The following is a 19317-nucleotide window of genomic DNA, read 5'->3' as shown; positions in this document are numbered from 1 at the left end:
TATTTTAGAATGTTTAAAATAAGTTTGTTATATATAATTGTTATTACATATAAATGACTAGGTATACACCCAGTCATTTATATGTGAATGCTGAATTTTGCTATACCAGACTCATTAATTATATATAATACTTTTTAATTAAAATAATTATAAAATGCTTCTGCTATCATTTCTCCATTGTTAGGGCTAAATCCGTAATTAAAACTTTTATATTCCCACTTAGTTACTCCAGTAGCAAGATTGGCAATTTGCCAATATAATTTACCTCTAAAGGTTTCAAAATAAATTGTTCCATATATTCTAACCCTATAATCATAGTGAAAATTATATGTTGCTAATTTAATACTCTGTGTATATGATACTATTTCGCCAGCAGTAAAAACGATTATGCCTATAATGGCAAAAACCAGACTTCCTGGCATTAATAATGATAGATATGCTATTATCGCACTTGCTGTGTCACCATATCCAAAAACATATGTACTTGTCTCTCCAGTATATGACATAGTATATTTTCTATATAGATAGGCATAAATGTCAGGTGCATGCCAAGGTCCTGCTGCTGAACCTAATAAATAATATCCGTCACCATATCCAGAGGGAGAAAGACCATTATTTTCAACAGGCTCATCATAAATTGATGTAAGTGTCATCACTTTTTGGTTTATTGGAATTTTTTCAGTTGAGACTGGTTTATGTATAGTTGTGTTAATAAATCCGTTAGTAATATGATTTTCAGTAGATGATTTTAATAATACAGTGTTTTTTGGTCATAGATTTCGGTAAGTATAGTTTTACTTGAGGCATCTGCCACTGACTTTTGAGCAAGTATACCATTAATATAGACTTTTGTGGTTGCAACATTATTGCTTTTATCTACTAGTGCGGTGATTAGTTCTCCGTTTTGATTAACATATGAGAATGCATATGAATCATGATTGGAGTTAGAAGCGTATACCGGTAAGGCACCAATCGATACAAATAATATAGTAGCCATAACTATACATATAAATTTCCTCATATTTACTTCCTTTATCTAGACTATTAAAGTAACAATAATATATCATAAAAGGATATAATTGTCAAAATATAAATAAAAACACCATATTATCTAAATATGGCATATGTCTACTTTCTATTTTATGGGGGGGGATTATTATTTATAGGTAAAATGGTTGGCCATATATAATTTGTTATAAAAGCTTGATAAATAATTATCATTAAAAAAGGTAGAAATACTGATTACAAAAGTTCTTACAAGTAAGGAATAGACATATATAATATGGAATCGTATTTTATATGTTTTTTCACTAACATCTGAACGATTCGGTGAAGCTTTGAGAATTTTGACCGATGAATTGGATTCCAAAAACTTTTATGCCGTAAATCTTGATTATCTGCCTGATTTTAAATGTTAAACCAGCAAAAAAAGCCCAAAAGTGCATGCTTTTGGGCTTTTTTTGTTTTATACAATAAAACTATTTGCTGTGCAGGTATGTCTCCGATTAGTATTTTAATATTAAACCTTATATGTTTATCATAAAAGTGGGTTTGCCAACCAAATATGAATGCCTATTAAGTGGTGGCAGCAATATATAACATAATTAAATTAAAAAATAATAAGATATGACAAAAATGGCACAATATAATATTGGGCTGTTTTTTTATTTTAAAAAAAGACAAACTATATATAAGATAATGCTTTAGTCTTGATTGGCATATATTTGAAGAATTAACTTTTGGTAAGGAGGAGCCACGAAAGTGCTTAACATATTGCTTGGATATAGATTTTTCCTCAATATGCCTGACAGATTAATAGCAATACTTGTACTGACAGCTATTTTCTGGTGCATTCTTGTGTTTTTGTACATCCGCTACAGGCATTTGAGAAAACGGATACATTTTCAGATGGAAACTGAAGACACAATAAGCATGTACAAGCCCGAAGACATAAGAAGGCAAATGCTTGCTCTGGCAGCGGAGCACAAGGATGTCAGGCTGATGAGATATAATTTTGTCCTCGATGACTATAATCAGGTTGCATATAAAAGGCTGAATAAAATCAGAAAAAGCATTACGGCTGTTCCGTCCGATATTATTGCCATGATACCGGCAGCAAGATGGCTGTTTGACAATTATCAGATGATGTATCGTCAGATTAAGAAGGTAAGAAGCTCAGGGACCAGCTATGAGGTACTTCCGATTTTGAAAGCCCGGCAGTATCGCGGATACCCGAGGGTTTATATACTGGCAAAGAAAATGGTCGCCCTTTCCGGAGGCCATCTCAACTATGAAAACATTTCCCTTATGCTGAAGGCTTACCAGGAGGAAATACCCTTGACAGACAAGGAGATCTGGGTTCTTCCTGAGGTTATCGGCTTTTGCCTGCTGGAAAACATAATAGAGGTTGCTGACGATATTCTTAAAATAATCAAAATCAAGGCTAAGGCTGACAAACTGGTTAAGGAAAAGTTGCGCCAGGGGAAGGAAATAACGGATATCGCATCCTTGCTATGTGAAACCGAGCCGGATTGCAAGGATAACTATTCCTTCCACTCGCATGTTATATATCTGCTTAAAAATATGTCATTCAGTGATACCGATATATTGCGCTATGTCGAATACCATTGCAATGGCAATGGCATGAAGCTTAGCCCGACACATATATTCCAGGAGGAGGGTAAAACCCAGTCCCATCTGGAGGCTATCATCCGTGCCCTGGTTATCAGCCTCCGGGAAATCAATGAGATTGATGAAGAAAAATTTTATGCCGAATTTTCCAGCCTGGAGCATATCCTGTCAAAGGACCCGGACGGTGTTTATCCCAGGATGGATTCAGAGAGCAAGGGTTTATATCGCGGCAAAATAGTAAAACTTGCCATTAGGTATAAACTGAGTGAGGTTGATATTGCAGATGAATGCTTGAGGCTTGCTGTGGAGGGTAAGGCTGAACTAAACTTCCCCCATCATGTAGGCAGCTATCTTATGGGCAATGGTTATAAGCTGTTGAAGGCAAAATTATTGCACAAAGCCATGCCTGATATAAAACGAAAAAGAATTAATATCAAGGGCTTAATGTATTTTGCCACATATATTTTTGTGCTGGCTGTAAGCATTAGCCTGCTTGCGTCAATTATAGCCGCAAGCTTCTATAGGAACAAGGAAGCTATAGGCTTAGTTCCAAAGCAGGTGGCAACCATCTTAATGATAATTGCAGCCTTGCCCTTGCTTATGGGGATAGCTCAGGAGATAGTAAATAACATCTTTACCAGAGCTGTTCAGACTAAGAAAATACCTGCCCTAGACTATCTTGACGGGATTCCGGATAGTGCAAGAACTTTTGTTGTCATGCCTGTTATTGTATCCTCAAAAGAGCAGGCACTCGAGTATATGGAAAGGCTCCATAAGCTATATCTTGCCAACCGGCAGGATAATCTCTATTTTGCCCTTTTGGCCGACTACATGGACGCTCCGGCAGAGAAGATGGAGACAGATGTTGTTATAGAAGAAGCGCTTATTAACCGTCTTAATGAACTTAATGAGCTATATCCGGCACAGCCTGCGCGCTTTAGCCTTTTTATCCGCTATCGTAAGTGGAACCCATCGGAAAAATGCTACATGTGCTGGGAAAGAAAAAGAGGAAAGCTTGAGGAGCTTAACAGGATTTTGGTTGGACAGGATGAGGCCGGTACCAGTTTCTCACATATTCTGTGCGACAGACAGTTGCTGAAAAGCTTCAAATATGTAATTACCCTTGATGCAGATTCTGACCTGATCAGGGACAATGCCGCAAAACTTGTGGGCCTTATAGATCATCCGTTGAACAGGGCGGTTATTGACAGGGAAACTAAAAAGGTGAAAGAGGGTTACGTTATTATTCAGCCTGAGGTAAGAAATCATATCCCCCCTGCAAACTGCAGCCGCTTTACCCTAATATTTGGCGGTCAATCCGGGCTGGACAGCTATTCAACCGTGATATCCGATATATATCAGGATATTTTCGGCCAGGCAATTTACACAGGCAAGGGAATTTATAATGTAGAGGCCTTCCACTATTTACTTGACGGAGTTATTCAGGAAAATACGGTTTTAAGCCATGACCTGCTGGAAAGCTGTTATACCAGATGCGCATTTTCAAGTGCAGCCAAAATAATGGACAGCTTTCCAAGTAGTGTGCTTTCGTATATAAAGAGAGAACACAGATGGATAAGGGGCGACTGGCAGCTTCTGCCCTGGCTCTTTAAGAAGGACAAAACCGGCAGAAGCTTATGTGCCTTATCAAAATGGAAGATATTTGACAATCTGAGGCGCAGCCTTGTTCCTGGCAGCAAGATACTGTTCATTATCTTAAATCTTGCTCTGCTTCCGGATCTATTTTATCTCTGGCTGCCTTTGGTGTTTTTCAATGATATTCTTAACCTGATAATTTTGCTGGTCACAATAATAGCCAAGAAAATCAGCCGTCCAAAGCTCGCTCTGCTGTATAGGCAACTGATTAAGGATATATACTATACGCTTGAGCGAAGCTTTCTTGAGCTGGTGCTTACCCCTTACCGGGCATATTCCGCTTATGATGCAATTATCAGGACCCTATACCGGCTGACCGTTAGTAAAAAGAACTTACTAAACTGGAACACGGCTGAAGCGGTAGATGCCTCAATACGAAATACTAAAAAGGGATATTTTTTATCCATGTGGAGTTCTCTGCTTCCTGTGGCAGTTATTTTGCCCCTGCTTTTTTTAGCAAGGCTTAATGTAGCAGGCAATTTAATATACGGCATACTTGTATTGTTATGGATTATGGCCTTTTATATTGCCTATTTAATAAGCAGGCCCAAGGAGCAAAAAGGAGCCGCGCTCAGTGCCGATGACAGGGAATTTTTATTGGATACCTGCAGGCATACCTGGCAGTTTTTCAAACAGTTATCCGGCCAAGAAAACAATTGGCTGTGTCCGGATAATTATCAGATAACAAGCAGCGTAAAAATTACCGATAAAACCTCACCAACCAATATAGGCCTCCAGTTCCTTGCCATTTTGTCCGCCAGGGATCTGGGTTTTGAAAGTCTGAGCTCAACCATAGACAGAATTGAAAAACTGCTTGATACGGTTATGCAGCTTCCTAAGTGGAAGGGGCATTTGTATAACTGGTATCAGATAAAAACGCTTGAGGTGCTTAATCCGGATTATATTTCCACAGTTGACAGCGGTAATTTTCTCGGTCATATGATTGCCTTAAAAAACGGCCTCCTTCAACAGCTGAGAACTCCGGTTATAACGGGGGATTTGCTGCGGGAGATTAAAAAAACCGCAAGGTTATGCAATCCGGAATTTGAAATTAAAGACAGCTATTCAACCTTTAATGACCTATTGGAGGATATCAGCTATATCTGGGATGATATTTCAGAAAGGGAGCCAAAGCCCAAGGAAAATCCTGTCTGGTTTGCCCAGCTTGCTGAAAATATAGAAACACTGATTGATGAAATAACCGGCTATAATCTTAAAGATTATGCAGTTGCTTCATGTCCAAGCCTTATGGAGCTGGTCTTTCAGGATAACAAAAAGGCAAGGGCAACTGCAGAAAAAATCAATGAGCTGTGCAAAAAAATTGACGGTATTTTAAACGACATGGATTTTGGCTTCCTCTTTAACAGAAAAAGGCTTCTGTTTCATATAGGCTATCATGTATCATCAAATACCCTTGACAGCGGCTGCTATGATTTAATAGCCTCTGAATCTGCCCTTACCAGCTTTCTGGCTATAGCCAGGGGAGATGTGCCCTTAAAGCACTGGTTCCGTCTGGGCAGGCCACTTACCTTAATCAAGGGAATACCCTGTTTTGTCTCCTGGAGTGGTACCATGTTTGAATACCTGATGCCAAATCTGGTGATGAAGGAATTTTCCGGCTCGGTTTTTGCAGAAAGCGCTAAAGCTGCTGTATTGCAGCAAATGCACTATGCAAAAACCAAGAAAATTCCTTGGGGTATATCTGAATCCCAGTATTACCGCTTTGATTTGAATGCAAATTATCAATACAGGGCCTTTGGTGTTCCAAAGCTGAGGCTGCAGCCGGTACGCAAAAATTCCTTTGTCGTATCTCCATATTCAACAATGTTAGCACTTGAATATGCAGGCAGTGCCGGCATAAAGAACTTAAGGCTGCTAAAAAAACTGGGGGTATATGGTAAGTACGGCTTTTACGAAGCGGTGGACTTTAACGGACCTGATGCCATTAATATGAAGCCTTATAAAATCGTAACTTCCTTTATGGCCCATCATCAGGGAATGAATCTGGTTGCCGTCAATAATCTTTTAAATGATGGCGTCATGAGAAAAAGATTTCATGCAGAGCCTATGGTGAAGTCGGCCGAAGCCCTTCTTGAAGAAAAAAGGCAATCCTATTTGATATCGCTTGCCAAGAGGGGATATACGATAAATATAGACAAAAGCTATTTTCGCGAAAATCTTTACAGCAACAGATATGTCGGAAGCCCTGCTCCGGACGTTCCGATTGTATGTTATCTGTCCAACAACAAATACTCCCTGATGATAACTTCGGACGGAGACGGCTTCAGTAAATATATGAATATGATGATTCATCGTTTTAGGGCTGATGTCCATGCCAATACCGGTCAGTATATCTATATAAAGGATCTTGGCACAGGCAAGCTTTGGAGCAGCACCTACCATCCCACAAGGACTGAGCCTGACGAATACCAGGCCATATTCTCTCCGTATAAGGCAGAGTTTAAAAGGAGAGACGGAGATATATCCACCCATACCCAGGTGAGCCTGTCACCCAGCCATAATATTGAAATCAGAAAGGTAAAACTTACAAACCGTTCAAAGGAAGCAAAAAGACTGGAAATTACCAGCTATCTTGAGGTGGTGGCAGACAGCCATCTGGCTGAGCTGAGCCATCCGGCATTCAACAAATTATTTATAGAAAGCGAATTTTTGCCTGAGCAAAAAATATTCCTCTCCAGGAGACGTTCCGGCAAAACAGGAGAAAGCCTCTACCTGATGCATACAGTAAAAACCGACAGAAGGCCGGTTAAAAAGATTGAATATGAAAATGACAGGATGAGATTCATAGGCAGAAATAACAGTCCTGAAAATCCGGCGGCAGTAGTAGAAAGCCTACCTTTCTCCAATCAGGCAGGCTTTTGCAATGACCCGATTATGAGCCTTCGTGTGACTATAATTATACCAGCCGGCCAAAGTGCATCCGTCAGCTTTATAACCGGGGTATGCGAAAGCGTGGAAGAGGCAGTTATGATTTCCGAGGAGCTTGATAATGAATACAGGATTGATGATGTATTCGAAAAGTTCAAGCTGCAGAGTGAAATAGAGCTCAAGTATCTTGAAATAGGCAGAAATCAGCTGACGGCCTTTCAGGATCTTATTAGCCCGATATTCTATCCGAATGCAGCCTACAGGGGGCCTCAGAAAAATATAATAAGGAACATTAAAAACCAGAGTGCTTTGTGGAGATTTGGTATATCAGGTGATAATCCGATTATGCTTTTAATTGTAAAGTCAGTCCAGAATGCCGGAATAATAAAGGATGTTCTGAAGGCCTATGAATACTACAGAATCAACCGCCTGGATGTGGATTTGGTAATAATGATAGAAACCAAGCAAGTCTATTTGCAGGAGTTGGATGAAATGATAAATGACATGACAAGCTCGCTTAGGATTTATGATGCAGGCAGCAAACCCGGCTTTCATGTCCTGCATACCTATGATATGAGCGAGGATGAAATAAATCTTATATATACTGTGGCAAGGGTTGTATTTACTGAAAAAAGCGGCATTTATTTCAGAAAATTCAGTGAGGAATTTTCCGATTCCGAGGACTAGGAGGTGAATGATTTGGATAGAAAGCCAGGAAACCTGCAGATGTTAAATTTGGCCGAATATGAGTTCTTTAATGGATTTGGAGGCTTTATTAATGACGGAAGCGAGTATGAAATAGTGCTGGATGGACATAAGCGGCCGCCTGTCCCCTGGATCAATGTTGTTGCAAACAAGAAATTCGGCTTTCAGATATCGGAATCAGGAGGAGGCTTCACCTGGGCAATCAACAGCCGGGAAAACAAAATCACCTCCTGGAGCAATGACCCTGTTTGTGACAGGTCTTCCGAAGCTATTTATATTCTTGATGAAACCAGCGGTACCATAATGACTCCAATGTCGCTTGGCAGAACTGATCGGGGCCTTTACAGGGTCAGAGACGGAATCGGCTATAGCAAATTCCTGCATGAGGAAGAGGAGCTTGCACAGGAACTTGTGGTATTTACCCCCATTGATGAGTCAATCAAGCTATGGCTGCTTAAGCTAACCAATAATTCATACAGGAACAGGTATCTGAGGCTTAGCTATTATCTTGAGTGGGTGCTGGGGACCAGCAGGGAGCATACCAGCCCTTATATATGCACCGGATATGACAAGGAGCAGGATTACTTCTATGCGAAAAACTTGTATACATTTAACTTTGGCGACAGAATTTCATATATCTTTTCTAATCTTCCCACCCTGGGCTATACAGGTGACAGGAAGGAGTTTATAGGCTTAAAGGGCTCCATACAAAGCCCCAGTGGAGCGGATAAGACTCTTTCTAAAAATTGCGGTGTTTGCTACGACTCTTGCGGAGCTATACAGGTATCACTTGAAATGAAGCCCGGTGAAAGCTCCACCGTCCTTTTTGCCTTGGGACAGAGCAACGATCCGAATGAGATAAAGCAGCTTCGCAGCAAATACAGGGATATTGCAAATGCTGAAATTGAACTTGAAAGGGTTAGGCAATACTGGGATAAAATTCTGGGAACTGTTCGGGTAAAGACCGGCGACAGGGCAATTGATATACTTATTAACAGATGGCTCCTATATCAGACCATTTCCTGCAGACTAAATGCCAAGACCGCCTTTTACCAGTGCGGAGGTGCCATAGGCTTTCGTGACCAGCTGCAGGATTCGCTGGCATTGCAGCTTGCTGATCCTGATGCTTTGCGCACTCAGATTTTGATTGCCTGCAGCAGGCAGTTTGAAGAAGGGGATGTTCAGCACTGGTGGCACCCTCCTCATGGTGTGGGAGTCCGCACTAAGATAAGTGATGACCTGCTGTGGCTGCCCTATGCGGTGGAAGTCTATATAAGGGCAACGGGGGATTATTCTATACTTAAGGAGGAGGTAAACTATATAAAGGGGCCTTTGCTTGATGAAAGTAAACATGAAATTATGTTTACCCCTGAGGTTTCGCCTAAGGCCGGAAGTGTGTATGAACATTGCAAGAAAACAATAGACAGAATCCATTTTGGACAGCACGGTATCCCGCTGATGGGAGGGGGAGACTGGAATGACGGAATGAACGAGGTTGGAATAGGAGGAAAGGGTGAAAGCGTATGGCTGGGCTGGTTCTTTTATAAGGTGCTGACGGATTTTATTCCTTTGTGTCTGCATATGAAGGATACCGAATATGCGGCTCAGCTTGAGGCAAAAAGGGACGGCCTGCAAAGAAGCCTTAATGAAAATTGCTGGGACGGCAATTGGTATCTGAGGGCGTTTTATGATGACGGCACAAAGCTGGGCTCCAAGGACAATGACGAGTGTATGATAGATTCCATCAGCCAGTCCTGGAGTATCATATCGGGGGCCGGCAGCAGGGAAAAAAGTATACAGGCCATGCGGTCGGCATGGCGCTATCTGGTGAGGGAGGAGGACTTTGTATCTTTGCTTCTTACCCCTCCCTTTAACAAGACTAACAAAAATCCCGGTTATATAAAGAACTATCTGCCGGGTATCAGGGAAAACGGCGGCCAATATACCCATGCCGCCATATGGCTGGCTATTGCCACCGCCATGATGAGGGAGTATGACATGGCCCATAAACTCTTTACCATGCTTAATCCTATCCATATTTGCTCCAACAGCAGGGATACAATCAGGTATGAAAAGGAGCCCTATGTAATGGTGGCGGATATTTCCTCTTGTCCGCCATATGCCGGACGCGGCGGCTGGAGCTGGTATACGGGTTCAGCAGGCTGGATGTACCAGGGTTTGCTTTTTTGGTTTTTGGGCATAAGGAAGGAGGCGGATACTCTTGTTATCGATCCGGCCACTCCGGCCGGCTTCGGAGATTATACGGTTTGGTATAAATATGGAAGTTCGGAATATGAGATAAGGGTGGAAAACAGGAAAAGGGGCAGGCTCACTACCGAAGCACTGCTGGTAGATGGCAACAGGGTGAATGGCAAGCGCCTTAAGCTGGTTGACGACGGCAAAAAACATGAGGTTATTGTGTTGTGAAAGCTTATCTTTTTAATCACCGGAGTGGTAAAATGTAAATGCTCATTTTTGAGTGCTGTGGAGACCAATCTAGGCAAAAATCAGCAGAACAAGAGCAAAGAAATCTGCTATACGCAAAGACGATGATATAAAATTCAGCTTGATTATCTCGTTAATAAGCTGAATAAATATTCACTTTTATGACAGAAGATACTTGACAAAATTTTTAAGTCGTATTATTATGCTCATAATAAATAATATAGTTAAACCGATGAGAAAGAGGAGTAGGCTATTGTACGAAATCACAGAGAGTCGCCGGCGGTGAGAGTGCGATATGGAGTCTTTAGCTGAATGGGCTTTCGAGGGCAACCCGAAATTGCAGTAGGCGTTGACGGAATCCATCTCCGTTAAAAGGATGGCATATATGTAACGTATATGTAAGAGGTGGGCAAGTATTTGCCAAATTGAGTGGCACCGCGGATTTTATTCGTCTCAAGTATTTTATACTTGAGATTTTTTTATTGGGAAAATATCCGCTTTAAATCTGACAATTACTCAAGTAAGTGTAAAAGATGTGCTGAAATATCGAAAAACATAAATTAAGCAATCAGATAATATTTTTATATCCAAGCATTTTTAGAGATATCATTTTAATTTTAAAAGAGGAGGAGTAAGTATGAAAAAAATTATCACTGTAATTTTGTCTTTATCCTTACTTGCAGCACTTTTTGCCGGATGTTCCAAGAAAGACAATGAAGTTGTTATAGGCATAGGGCAATTTGCAGAGCACGGTTCACTTGATAACTGCAGGGAAGGTTTTATAGCAGGACTTGCGGAAGCCGGATTTAAGGAGGGAGAAAACCTAAAAGTCTTGTATGAGAACGCTCAGGCCGATGCCAATATGGCTTCCCAGATTTCAAAGAATTTTATAGCAAAAAAAGTTGATTTAATCTGTGCCATTGCCACTCCTATGGCTCAAAGTGCTTTTGGCGCAGCAAAAAATACGAATATTCCGGTAATATTTACAGCGGTTACTGATCCTATAAAAGCGGAACTGGCGAAAGAAGACGGTACCCCTAACGGCAATACAACAGGTACCAGTGACAAGCTTCCGGTTGAAAAGCAACTGGAAATGATAAGAAAAATTCTGCCGGAAGCAAAAAAAATAGGTATAATGTACACTACCAGCGAGGTTAACTCCCTGTCGGCTATAGAAGAGTATAAGGCTGCCGCTCCCGGTTTTGGTTTTGAAATCATAGAAAGCGGAATCTCTACTGCGGCCGATATTCCTCTGGCAGCAGATAATCTGCTGGAAAAAGTGGATTGTATCAATAATCTGACGGATAACACAGTGGTCAGCGCCCTGCCTATTATTCTTGATAAGGCTGCCAAAAAGAACATTCCCGTATTCGGCAGCGAAGTTGAACAGGTGAAGATAGGTTGCCTTGCAACTATGGGGCTTGATTATTATGACCTTGGCAAACAGACAGGCAGAATGGCGGCACAGGTTCTTAAAGGAGAGAAAAAGGCCAGTGATATTAAGTTTGAAATTATAGAGGAATTTGCATTCTACGGCAACTTTGCAGTGGCAGAAAATCTTGGGATAACTTTACCCGATGACCTGGTAAATAACGCAAAGGAAATGTTTGACAGTATAGCGGAATAATGACAGAGATATATTGGGGTTTATACAAAATCATATATAATTATAGTAAGAGAATTCAGGATATGTTATATTAAAAAATTCGAATAATACAGATTAGCTTAAATATTGGCATAAGGCAGAATAATGATTTTAGGTTTAAGCTGACTAAGGAGGAAAAATGCAGACTTTTATTCTCGGTATATTGGAAGAAGGATTTGCATATGCAATCCTGGCTTTGGGGGTATACATAACTTATAAAATATTGGATTTTCCTGATTTGTCGGTGGACGGAACCTTTCCGTTGGGAGGGGCTTTGACTGCGATTTTAATTACGGCAGGGGTTAATCCCTTGCTTGCCCTGCTTCTTTCCTTCATGATCGGAGCTGTGGCAGGTATTGTAACGGGGATTATTCATGTTAAATTTAAGGTACGGGACCTGCTTTCAGGAATTATTGTAATGACCGGCCTGTACTCAATTAATTTAAGAGTTGCCGGCAGTGCCAATGTGCCGATTTTTATGAAGGATTCGATTTTCGAAAACAGGTTTACCGAAAGACTTATACCCGACCGGTTCAATCCTTATCTGGTAGTAACCATACTCTTTTTAATAGTTGTAATTATGAAAGTTCTGCTGGATTTGTATCTGGGGACTAAATCCGGATACCTTTTAAGGGCGGTCGGTGACAACGAAACGGTTGTGACTTCACTTGCTAAGGATAAGGGAGTAATGAAGATAATAGGACTTTCCATTGCCAATGCCTTTGTTGCCGTATCCGGCAGCATATTTGCCCAAAAGAACGGTTATTTTGATATATCTATAGGTACCGGGGCAATTGTTACCGGTGTAGCAAGTGTTATTATAGGTATAAATACCTTTCAAAGGTTTTCAAAAGTTAAGGCTACGACTGCAGTTATCATAGGGTCCGTACTATATAAAGCATGTGTTGCTGTTGCGATAAACTTAGGGCTTAAGGCGCAGGATCAAAAGCTGATAACCTCCGTATTGTTCCTTATAATACTTATAACAAGCAACGAAAAGAAGAGGAGGGCAAAAAACCATGCTCAGGCTGATTGATATTAATAAATATTACAATCCCGGGACTGTCAATGAAATGTGTCTGTTCAAAGGATTTAACCTGACTATAAAAGAGGGAGAATTTGTATCAGTCGTGGGCAGCAACGGTTCAGGCAAGACCTCCATGCTGAATATTATTTGCGGCAGTATTCCCGTAGATCAAGGAAGAATAGAAATTAACGGACAGGACATTACTCATATGGCCGAGTATAAAAGAATGATGAAAATAGGGCGGGTTTATCAAAATCCTGCTTTAGGCACATGCCCTAATATGACCATTTTGGAAAATATGTCCCTGGCTGACAATAAAGGAAAAGTATTTAACCTAAGCCGGGGGACCGATAAAAAAAGAATTGATTACTATAAAGACCTTTTAAGGAAGCTGGGCTTGGGCCTTGAGGATAAGTTATATGTTAAAGTAGGCTCCCTGTCCGGCGGACAAAGGCAGGCCCTTGCCCTTGTTATGGCTACCATGACTCCTATAGAGTTTTTGATACTGGATGAACATACGGCGGCTCTGGACCCTAAAACGGCGGAATTAATTATGGTTCTTACAGATGCCATTGTAAGAGAAAAGAAGATAACCACTATTATGGTTACCCATAATCTTCGTTATGCTGTCGAATACGGAAATCGCTTACTGATGATGCACCAGGGGGGTATAGTTCTGGATAAATCGGGAGAAGATAAAAAAAAGCTACGGGTAGATGATATTCTGGATATATTTAATGAAATCAGTGTTGAATGCGGAAACTAGTGCCTTGACGCTTCTATACAGGGCATGATAAAATTGGTAGTTGGTAATAATGGTAAATGAACCATATCATAAGGAGGGCTATAATGAATAATTTGTTAGTGGCACAATCGGGAGGACCTACTGCAGCGATTAATGCTACCCTGGTTGGAGTTTTGCAGGGAGCACGTATAAGCGGTAAGGTTGATAAGGTTTACGGTGCCAAAAATGGTATTGAAGGGGCAATTAAAGGAAACCTTCTTGATTTGAGTGACCTGATGAAGGATACTCAGGCATTGGATACTCTTACCTACACTCCTTCTTCTGCTTTAGGCTCATGCAGATTTAAGATGAAAGACTGGAGAGTAGATGAAGAAAGCTATAAGAAAATAATTGAAACATTTAAAAAATACGATATTAAGTATTTTGTCTATATTGGCGGCAATGATTCCATGGACACGGTTAATAAGCTGTCGGAATATTGCAGCGTTAACAACTATGATTATTATATTATGGGAGCTCCCAAAACAGTTGACAACGATCTTAACCTTACTGACCACAGTCCCGGATTTGGTTCTGCGGCTAAATATATAGCTACAACCATAGCAGAACTTGAAAGAGATATCAGCGTTTATGATATACCTGCGGTAACGATTGTAGAAATAATGGGAAGAAACGCAGGCTGGCTTACCGCATCATCTGCTTTGGCAAGAGTTAACGGCGGACCGGGTCCCGATCTGATTTATCTGTGTGAGAAAGACTTTGACGACGACAGATTCATAGAGGATATTAAGAAGAAACAGGCTGTTAAACCCGGCCTTTTGGTAGCCGTAAGCGAAGGTATTAAATACAAAGACGGATCATATGTTTCAGATTCCATGTCCAGCGGTGCTGTAGACAATTTCGGACATAAATATATCGCCGGTGCTGCAAGGGCATTGGAACAACTGGTAAGAAACAGAATCGGATGCAAGGTAAGGGCCGTTGAACTTAACCTGATGCAAAGAGCTGCCGCTCATATAGGAAGCGAAACCGATATTATAGAATCTACCATGCTTGGCCAGAAGGCCGTAAATTGTGCTCTTAACGGCGAAACCGGCAAGATGGCGGCTATTAAAAGAGTTAGCAATAATCCTTACAGGGTTGAATTTATTTCCGTTCCCGTAAGTGAAGTTGCAAATCACGAAAAAACCGTACCCCTTGACTGGATTACTCCGGAGGGCAATGATGTGACTGAAGAAATGATGGAATATCTCAGACCGCTTATTATCGGAGAGACTAACGTCAAGTATGAGAACGGTATTCCAAAGCATCTGAGACTTTACTAAAAAATTAATGAGGCTGAACCGTTAAATACGGTTACAGCCTCTGTTTTTTTGATTTTTACAATGAAGATATTTGCTGACAACTACCAAAACAGTTGATCGCCAATTTTGATGCAATTTTTATTTTTATGATAGCCTTTTTTTACCGAAGCCTTATATCCGTTAAAATATAAACGGTTGCCAATATTATTTTCGCCTTCCAGGGCTGCCTTGGCGGCTTTAATAGCCTGCAGTTGGGATTTTGACGAATAATTGTCGTATTTTTTCAGCTGCTTTGCCAAAGAACCGTTTTTTACCACAGTAAACTGGCCCGGTTGATAGATAACATCCTTTATAGTGTTCGGAAATTTTGAGGATTTTACCCTGTTTATAACAACATTTGCCACAGCCAGTTTCCCTTCATAACTCTGATTGCCTGCCTCCGCATAGACCAGGCAGGCTAAAAGTTTTAAGTCTTCTTTGGAGTAATCTAAAGGATCTCGGTTTTTAAGTCCGGTATTATATTTGTTTTTTTCTTTTTGTTCTGATTTATTGAGTTCTTCTTCATTTATGGATATTGCTGTTTTAAAATCAACGAGCAAATTAACATATTCTTTGCTAACAAAACCTGTGATATTTTTATCAGGTACTTCAATTTCTACCCATTCGCCTAAAAAACCGGTTACGGTATAACATTCATTCCGATATATTACACCTATTCTTTCCGAGTCAATTTCAGGGCTTTTTCTTACATTTAAACCGTCGGTATTTACGGTTATACGTAAGGTGCCATATTTTTCTATCAGATCTAAAGTTGGAATACCTGTTTTAAGATATTTGGATTTTATATATCCTTTAACGTTCCCCGATTCTATATAATACCAATCACCGACCGTATTAAGGATTTTGGCTGCACCGTCCCTGTAAAGTTTACCTTTAACGGGGCTGTCGGTACTGGCTTTTTCTCTGATATTTACATAAGTATTCGCTATGGATATTCCTATATCGGAATAATCAGATGGAACAAGCTCCTGAATTAAATCGCTTGTTTCATTAATCTCATTTAATGATTCATCGCTTAATTTCAGGCCGGTTTCAGATTCCGCTTTAAGAGTAAGACTTTCCTGCGAATCTTCAGGTGTGGCGACGTCTGCTTTGGCATTCTGGTACTTTTCGTAAATAAATGTTTTAGTTGAAATGGAAGCTATCGATTCATTGTTGTTAAAATTTTCTATAGTATTGCTATTATTTTCTTCTATAAGCGCCGTATCTTCATTGGCTGCCATATATGGAGGTTTAAAAATGCATATTAAAATGAAGATACAGTAAATTGACAAAAACACCGCCAAAAATAAGGCTTTTTTTATTCTCATAATTCACCTTCCGTTTTTGCATGGCCGCCTGCTGTAGTCATATTAGCATAGTTTGTAAGTAAGCAGGCTAGGCATAAATTATTATGTTGGACAAATGTGGTAATATTATATACATTTTCCAAATAATTTATTCTATGCTTTATTTACAGATAGTATTTTGCTCTGTATCATGTCAGAGACAGTTCGGGCTATTTCGGTTGATTTCATATCTTTATAGTCTTCGTAATAGAGTGGTTTTAAGTAATGAATCTGTACCGTTATCTTTTTTATGGACCCGGTATCAAAGGCCTTATATGAATCAATCAGGGCTACAGGAACAATTGGGCATTTGGCATTTATGGCACTTTTAAAGGTTCCGCCTTTAAATTCAAGCAGAGTATTGCCCTGTTTTGAGCGGGTACCTTCGGCAAATATCAAAAAATTTTCCCCGTTTTTAACTCGTTCGGTCATATTGTTAATTACTTTTAAAGACTGTCTGATATCTTCACGGTCTATAATTTCGGCCTGGAGTAAAGTTATCGCCTGTTTAATCAGGAATATATCCTTAACTTCTTTTTTCATAACAGGCACAAAAGGCCTTTCATGTGTCTGTATAAAAGCCAGAGCATCAAAAAGTCCCTGGTGATTGGGGAACATTATATACCCGTTTTCTTTGGGGAGATTTTCAAGTCCTGTTACATGAATATTTATTCTGCCCCGTCTGACTATGGTAGGCATAATTTTATGCAAAAATGCATATCTGGTCCTGGCATCATATTTTTCCGTATTGCATAACTTAAATATCTTAAAAAGCCAAAAAGGAAGATTAAATAAGCTTCTAAAGACCATTAATAAAATTCTTTTCATAAACATTCCTTTCCAATATGTTTTTTAAGTTCCGTTTTACTGCCTATTTAACGAAACGCATATTAAAAAATCTTAGAATCATTTGGCTGGGGAATTCTTTTTTATATTATTATAAATTATGATATTTATGGCAAATCCTAATACTATTTCAAACATAGCCCATTATTACCTGTGAAAACAACATTGCTCTATATTATAACACAGCTATAATTTTTAGAAAACAAGTAAGAATTTGGGAAAGTAAACATGACACAAATAAAATAGGTATTATGATGTTTATATAATTAATATTTCCAATCATAATACCTATTTTTCGGCAGATATTTATGTATGTTATCTAATAATTTATCTTTGAACAACATATACAACGTTTATAAAAAATATTAAATATCAACTTTAGGAAGCAGGTCAAAACCTTTCTGCAAATCTTCATCACTGGGAATATAGTCTGTCATTGTACCGCTTAAATATGCATTATAGGCGGTCATATCGAAGTAACCAGTGCCTGTAAGACCGAAAAGAATGGTTTTTTCTTCACCGGTTTCACGGCATTTTATAGCTTCATCAATTGCCACCCGGATGGCATGAGCCGATTCAGGTGCGGGAAGGATGGTTTCCTGTTTTGCAAAAAATACGGCTGCTTCAAATACCTTGGTCTGTTCAACGGCAACTGCTTCCATATAACCGTCATGATACAGCTTTGATAAAATAGGAGACATACCGTGATAACGAAGGCCGCCGGCATGATTGGCCGAAGGGATGAAGCTGCTTCCTAATGTATACATTCTGGCAAGAGGCGTAACTTTTCCGGTATCGCAAAAATCGTATGCATATTTTCCTCTGGTAAATGAAGGACATGAGGCTGGCTCAACCGCAATTATCCTGGGAGAAGCCTTTCCGGTTAACTTATCCTGCATAAAAGGCGCTATAAGTCCCCCCAGGTTTGAACCTCCACCGGCACATCCGATAACAATATCGGGATATTCGTCCAGCATTTCCATTGCTGTTTTGGCTTCCAGGCCGATTATAGACTGATGTAAAAGTACCTGATTCAAAACTGAACCAAGAACATAACGGTAACCGGGGGTGGATACGGCTTTTTCAACGGCTTCGGAAATGGCGCATCCTAAACTTCCCGTAGTTTCCGGGTCATTTTTTAAGATTTCCTTGCCTATTATTGTGGTATTGCTAGGGCTTGGGATTATTTCTGCTCCGAATGTCTGCATAACAGTTTTGCGGAAAGGCTTTTGCTCGTAAGATACCTTTACCATAAATACGGTAAGGGGAAGTTTGTAGTAAGCACAGGCTTCTGCCAGTGCGGTCCCCCATTGGCCTGCTCCCGTTTCGGTAGTAAGGCCTTTAAGTCCCTGTTTTTTGGCGTAATATACCTGAGCAATAGCTGAGTTTAATTTGTGACTGCCTGAAGTGTTGTTGCCTTCAAATTTAAAATAGATTTTTGCGGGAGTTTGCAGGGCCTTTTCTAAGTTATATGCCCGGATTAAAGGAGAGGGGCGATACATTTTGTAAAATTCCTGTATTTCTTCCGGAATATCGATATACCTTGTTGTTGAGTCCAATTCCTGACGGGCAAGTTCTTCGCAGAAAACAGGATATAAATCTTCTGCCGTAACTGGTTTAAGTGTTGCGGGATTCAGCAAAGGATCCGGCTGTTCTTTCATATCGGCTCTGAGATTGTACCATTGCTTGGGCATCTGCTCCTCGGTCAAATACAGTCTGTGCGGTATTTTTTTAGCCATATTAATTCTCCTTTCTTTTTAAATTTAAATTTATACAATTGATAATTTAAGAAATTAAAAAAGCTTTTGCTCCAGTAATTTTACTGGGACAAAAGCTTTATTGCTTCTGCGGTACCACCCACTTTGGTGCAAAGCACCCCCTCATTTCCATGTACTGACATACATGCTCCCTTGATAACGGACGGAGTTCCCGTCAGGCATTACTTGTCGGCTTAAGCCGACTTTCTTCCTGCCCTCGTAAGCCCATTCGATATTACATTTATTACTGCAATTCCACCCTCTGCAGCTCTCTGTAAA

General features: G+C 40.1%; 11 protein-coding genes and 2 other annotated features (1 of these 13 cut by a window edge). Of the genes, 6 read left to right on the top strand and 5 right to left on the bottom strand.

Features of this window, described 5'->3' with window-relative positions; translation table 11 throughout:
• Positions 1 to 134: 134 nt before the first annotated feature.
• Positions 135 to 653 (bottom strand): hypothetical protein, encoded by a 519-nt coding sequence (locus HHT355_RS11425; RefSeq protein WP_103203574.1) that lies wholly within the window; start codon positions 651 to 653, stop codon positions 135 to 137.
• 95 nt (positions 654 to 748) lie between these two features.
• Entirely contained in the window at positions 749 to 1021 is a 273-nt protein-coding gene (locus HHT355_RS11420; RefSeq protein WP_103203573.1) for a hypothetical protein, read from the bottom strand.
• 740 nt (positions 1022 to 1761) lie between these two features.
• Between HHT355_RS11420 and HHT355_RS11410 the strand changes: the two genes are divergently transcribed.
• The 6 genes from HHT355_RS11410 to HHT355_RS11385 all read left to right on the top strand — a co-directional run bounded on the left by HHT355_RS11410 (position 1762) and on the right by HHT355_RS11385 (position 15068).
• The gene (locus tag HHT355_RS11410; RefSeq protein WP_103203572.1) at positions 1762 to 7863 is read left to right on the top strand and encodes a glucoamylase family protein; all 6102 of its coding nucleotides are present in this window, start codon (positions 1762 to 1764) and stop codon (positions 7861 to 7863) included.
• A gap of 12 nt (positions 7864 to 7875) precedes the next feature.
• Positions 7876 to 10308, top strand: coding sequence for a GH36-type glycosyl hydrolase domain-containing protein (locus HHT355_RS11405; RefSeq protein ID WP_103203571.1), 2433 nt, complete (start codon positions 7876 to 7878; stop codon positions 10306 to 10308).
• A 241-nt stretch (positions 10309 to 10549) separates the two neighbouring features.
• Positions 10550 to 10785 (top strand) — a binding site (T-box leader).
• Positions 10786 to 10963: 178 nt separating this feature from the next.
• Positions 10964 to 11953 carry an ABC transporter substrate-binding protein gene (locus HHT355_RS11400; RefSeq protein ID WP_103203570.1) on the top strand — a complete coding sequence of 330 codons (990 nt, stop codon included), beginning with the start codon at positions 10964 to 10966 and terminating at the stop codon, positions 11951 to 11953.
• A gap of 157 nt (positions 11954 to 12110) precedes the next feature.
• A complete protein-coding gene (locus HHT355_RS11395; protein ID WP_103203569.1) occupies positions 12111 to 13007 on the top strand; it encodes an ABC transporter permease in 897 nt (298 codons plus the stop codon).
• Complete coding sequence (locus HHT355_RS11390; RefSeq protein WP_103203568.1) at positions 12991 to 13764, top strand: ABC transporter ATP-binding protein; 774 nt, start codon at positions 12991 to 12993, stop codon at positions 13762 to 13764. The genes HHT355_RS11395 and HHT355_RS11390 overlap by 17 nt, the downstream gene beginning before the upstream one ends.
• Before the next feature lie 83 nt (positions 13765 to 13847).
• A complete protein-coding gene (locus tag HHT355_RS11385) occupies positions 13848 to 15068 on the top strand; it encodes a 6-phosphofructokinase (protein ID WP_103203567.1) in 1221 nt (406 codons plus the stop codon).
• Between the two features lie 80 nt (positions 15069 to 15148).
• Here the strand turns inward: HHT355_RS11385 and HHT355_RS11380 are convergent, their stop codons facing one another.
• The 3 genes from HHT355_RS11380 to HHT355_RS11370 form a co-directional block, all read right to left on the bottom strand.
• Positions 15149 to 16417 (bottom strand): cell wall hydrolase, encoded by a 1269-nt coding sequence (locus HHT355_RS11380; RefSeq protein ID WP_103203566.1) that lies wholly within the window; start codon positions 16415 to 16417, stop codon positions 15149 to 15151.
• Positions 16418 to 16549: 132 nt separating this feature from the next.
• Entirely contained in the window at positions 16550 to 17263 is a 714-nt protein-coding gene (locus HHT355_RS11375) for a lysophospholipid acyltransferase family protein (protein WP_103203565.1), read from the bottom strand.
• A gap of 383 nt (positions 17264 to 17646) precedes the next feature.
• Positions 17647 to 19020 carry a TrpB-like pyridoxal phosphate-dependent enzyme gene (locus tag HHT355_RS11370; protein ID WP_103203564.1) on the bottom strand — a complete coding sequence of 458 codons (1374 nt, stop codon included), beginning with the start codon at positions 19018 to 19020 and terminating at the stop codon, positions 17647 to 17649.
• Between the two features lie 81 nt (positions 19021 to 19101).
• Positions 19102 to 19317: a binding site (T-box leader), on the bottom strand; it runs 39 nt beyond the window's last position.

The organism is Herbinix hemicellulosilytica (genome assembly GCF_002904165.1).
GTDB classification, from domain to species: Bacteria; Bacillota; Clostridia; order Lachnospirales; family Lachnospiraceae; genus Mobilitalea; species Mobilitalea hemicellulosilytica.
The sequence above is the reverse complement of the archived record's forward strand: the minus strand, read 5'-3'. Positions and strand labels throughout refer to the sequence as shown.

Excerpts from the sequence above, each read along its gene's own strand:
- HHT355_RS11425 (WP_103203574.1), bottom strand. The coding sequence starts at position 653 with ATGACACTTACATCAATTTATGATGAGCCTGTTGAAAATAATGGTCTT.
- HHT355_RS11420 (WP_103203573.1), bottom strand. The coding sequence starts at position 1,021 with ATGAGGAAATTTATATGTATAGTTATGGCTACTATATTATTTGTATCG.
- HHT355_RS11400 (WP_103203570.1), top strand. The coding sequence starts at position 10,964 with ATGAAAAAAATTATCACTGTAATTTTGTCTTTATCCTTACTTGCAGCA.
- HHT355_RS11395 (WP_103203569.1), top strand. The coding sequence starts at position 12,111 with ATGCAGACTTTTATTCTCGGTATATTGGAAGAAGGATTTGCATATGCA.
- HHT355_RS11390 (WP_103203568.1), top strand. The coding sequence starts at position 12,991 with ATGCTCAGGCTGATTGATATTAATAAATATTACAATCCCGGGACTGTC.
- HHT355_RS11385 (WP_103203567.1), top strand. The coding sequence starts at position 13,848 with ATGAATAATTTGTTAGTGGCACAATCGGGAGGACCTACTGCAGCGATT.
- HHT355_RS11380 (WP_103203566.1), bottom strand. The coding sequence starts at position 16,417 with ATGAGAATAAAAAAAGCCTTATTTTTGGCGGTGTTTTTGTCAATTTAC.
- HHT355_RS11375 (WP_103203565.1), bottom strand. The coding sequence starts at position 17,263 with ATGAAAAGAATTTTATTAATGGTCTTTAGAAGCTTATTTAATCTTCCT.
- HHT355_RS11370 (WP_103203564.1), bottom strand. The coding sequence starts at position 19,020 with ATGGCTAAAAAAATACCGCACAGACTGTATTTGACCGAGGAGCAGATG.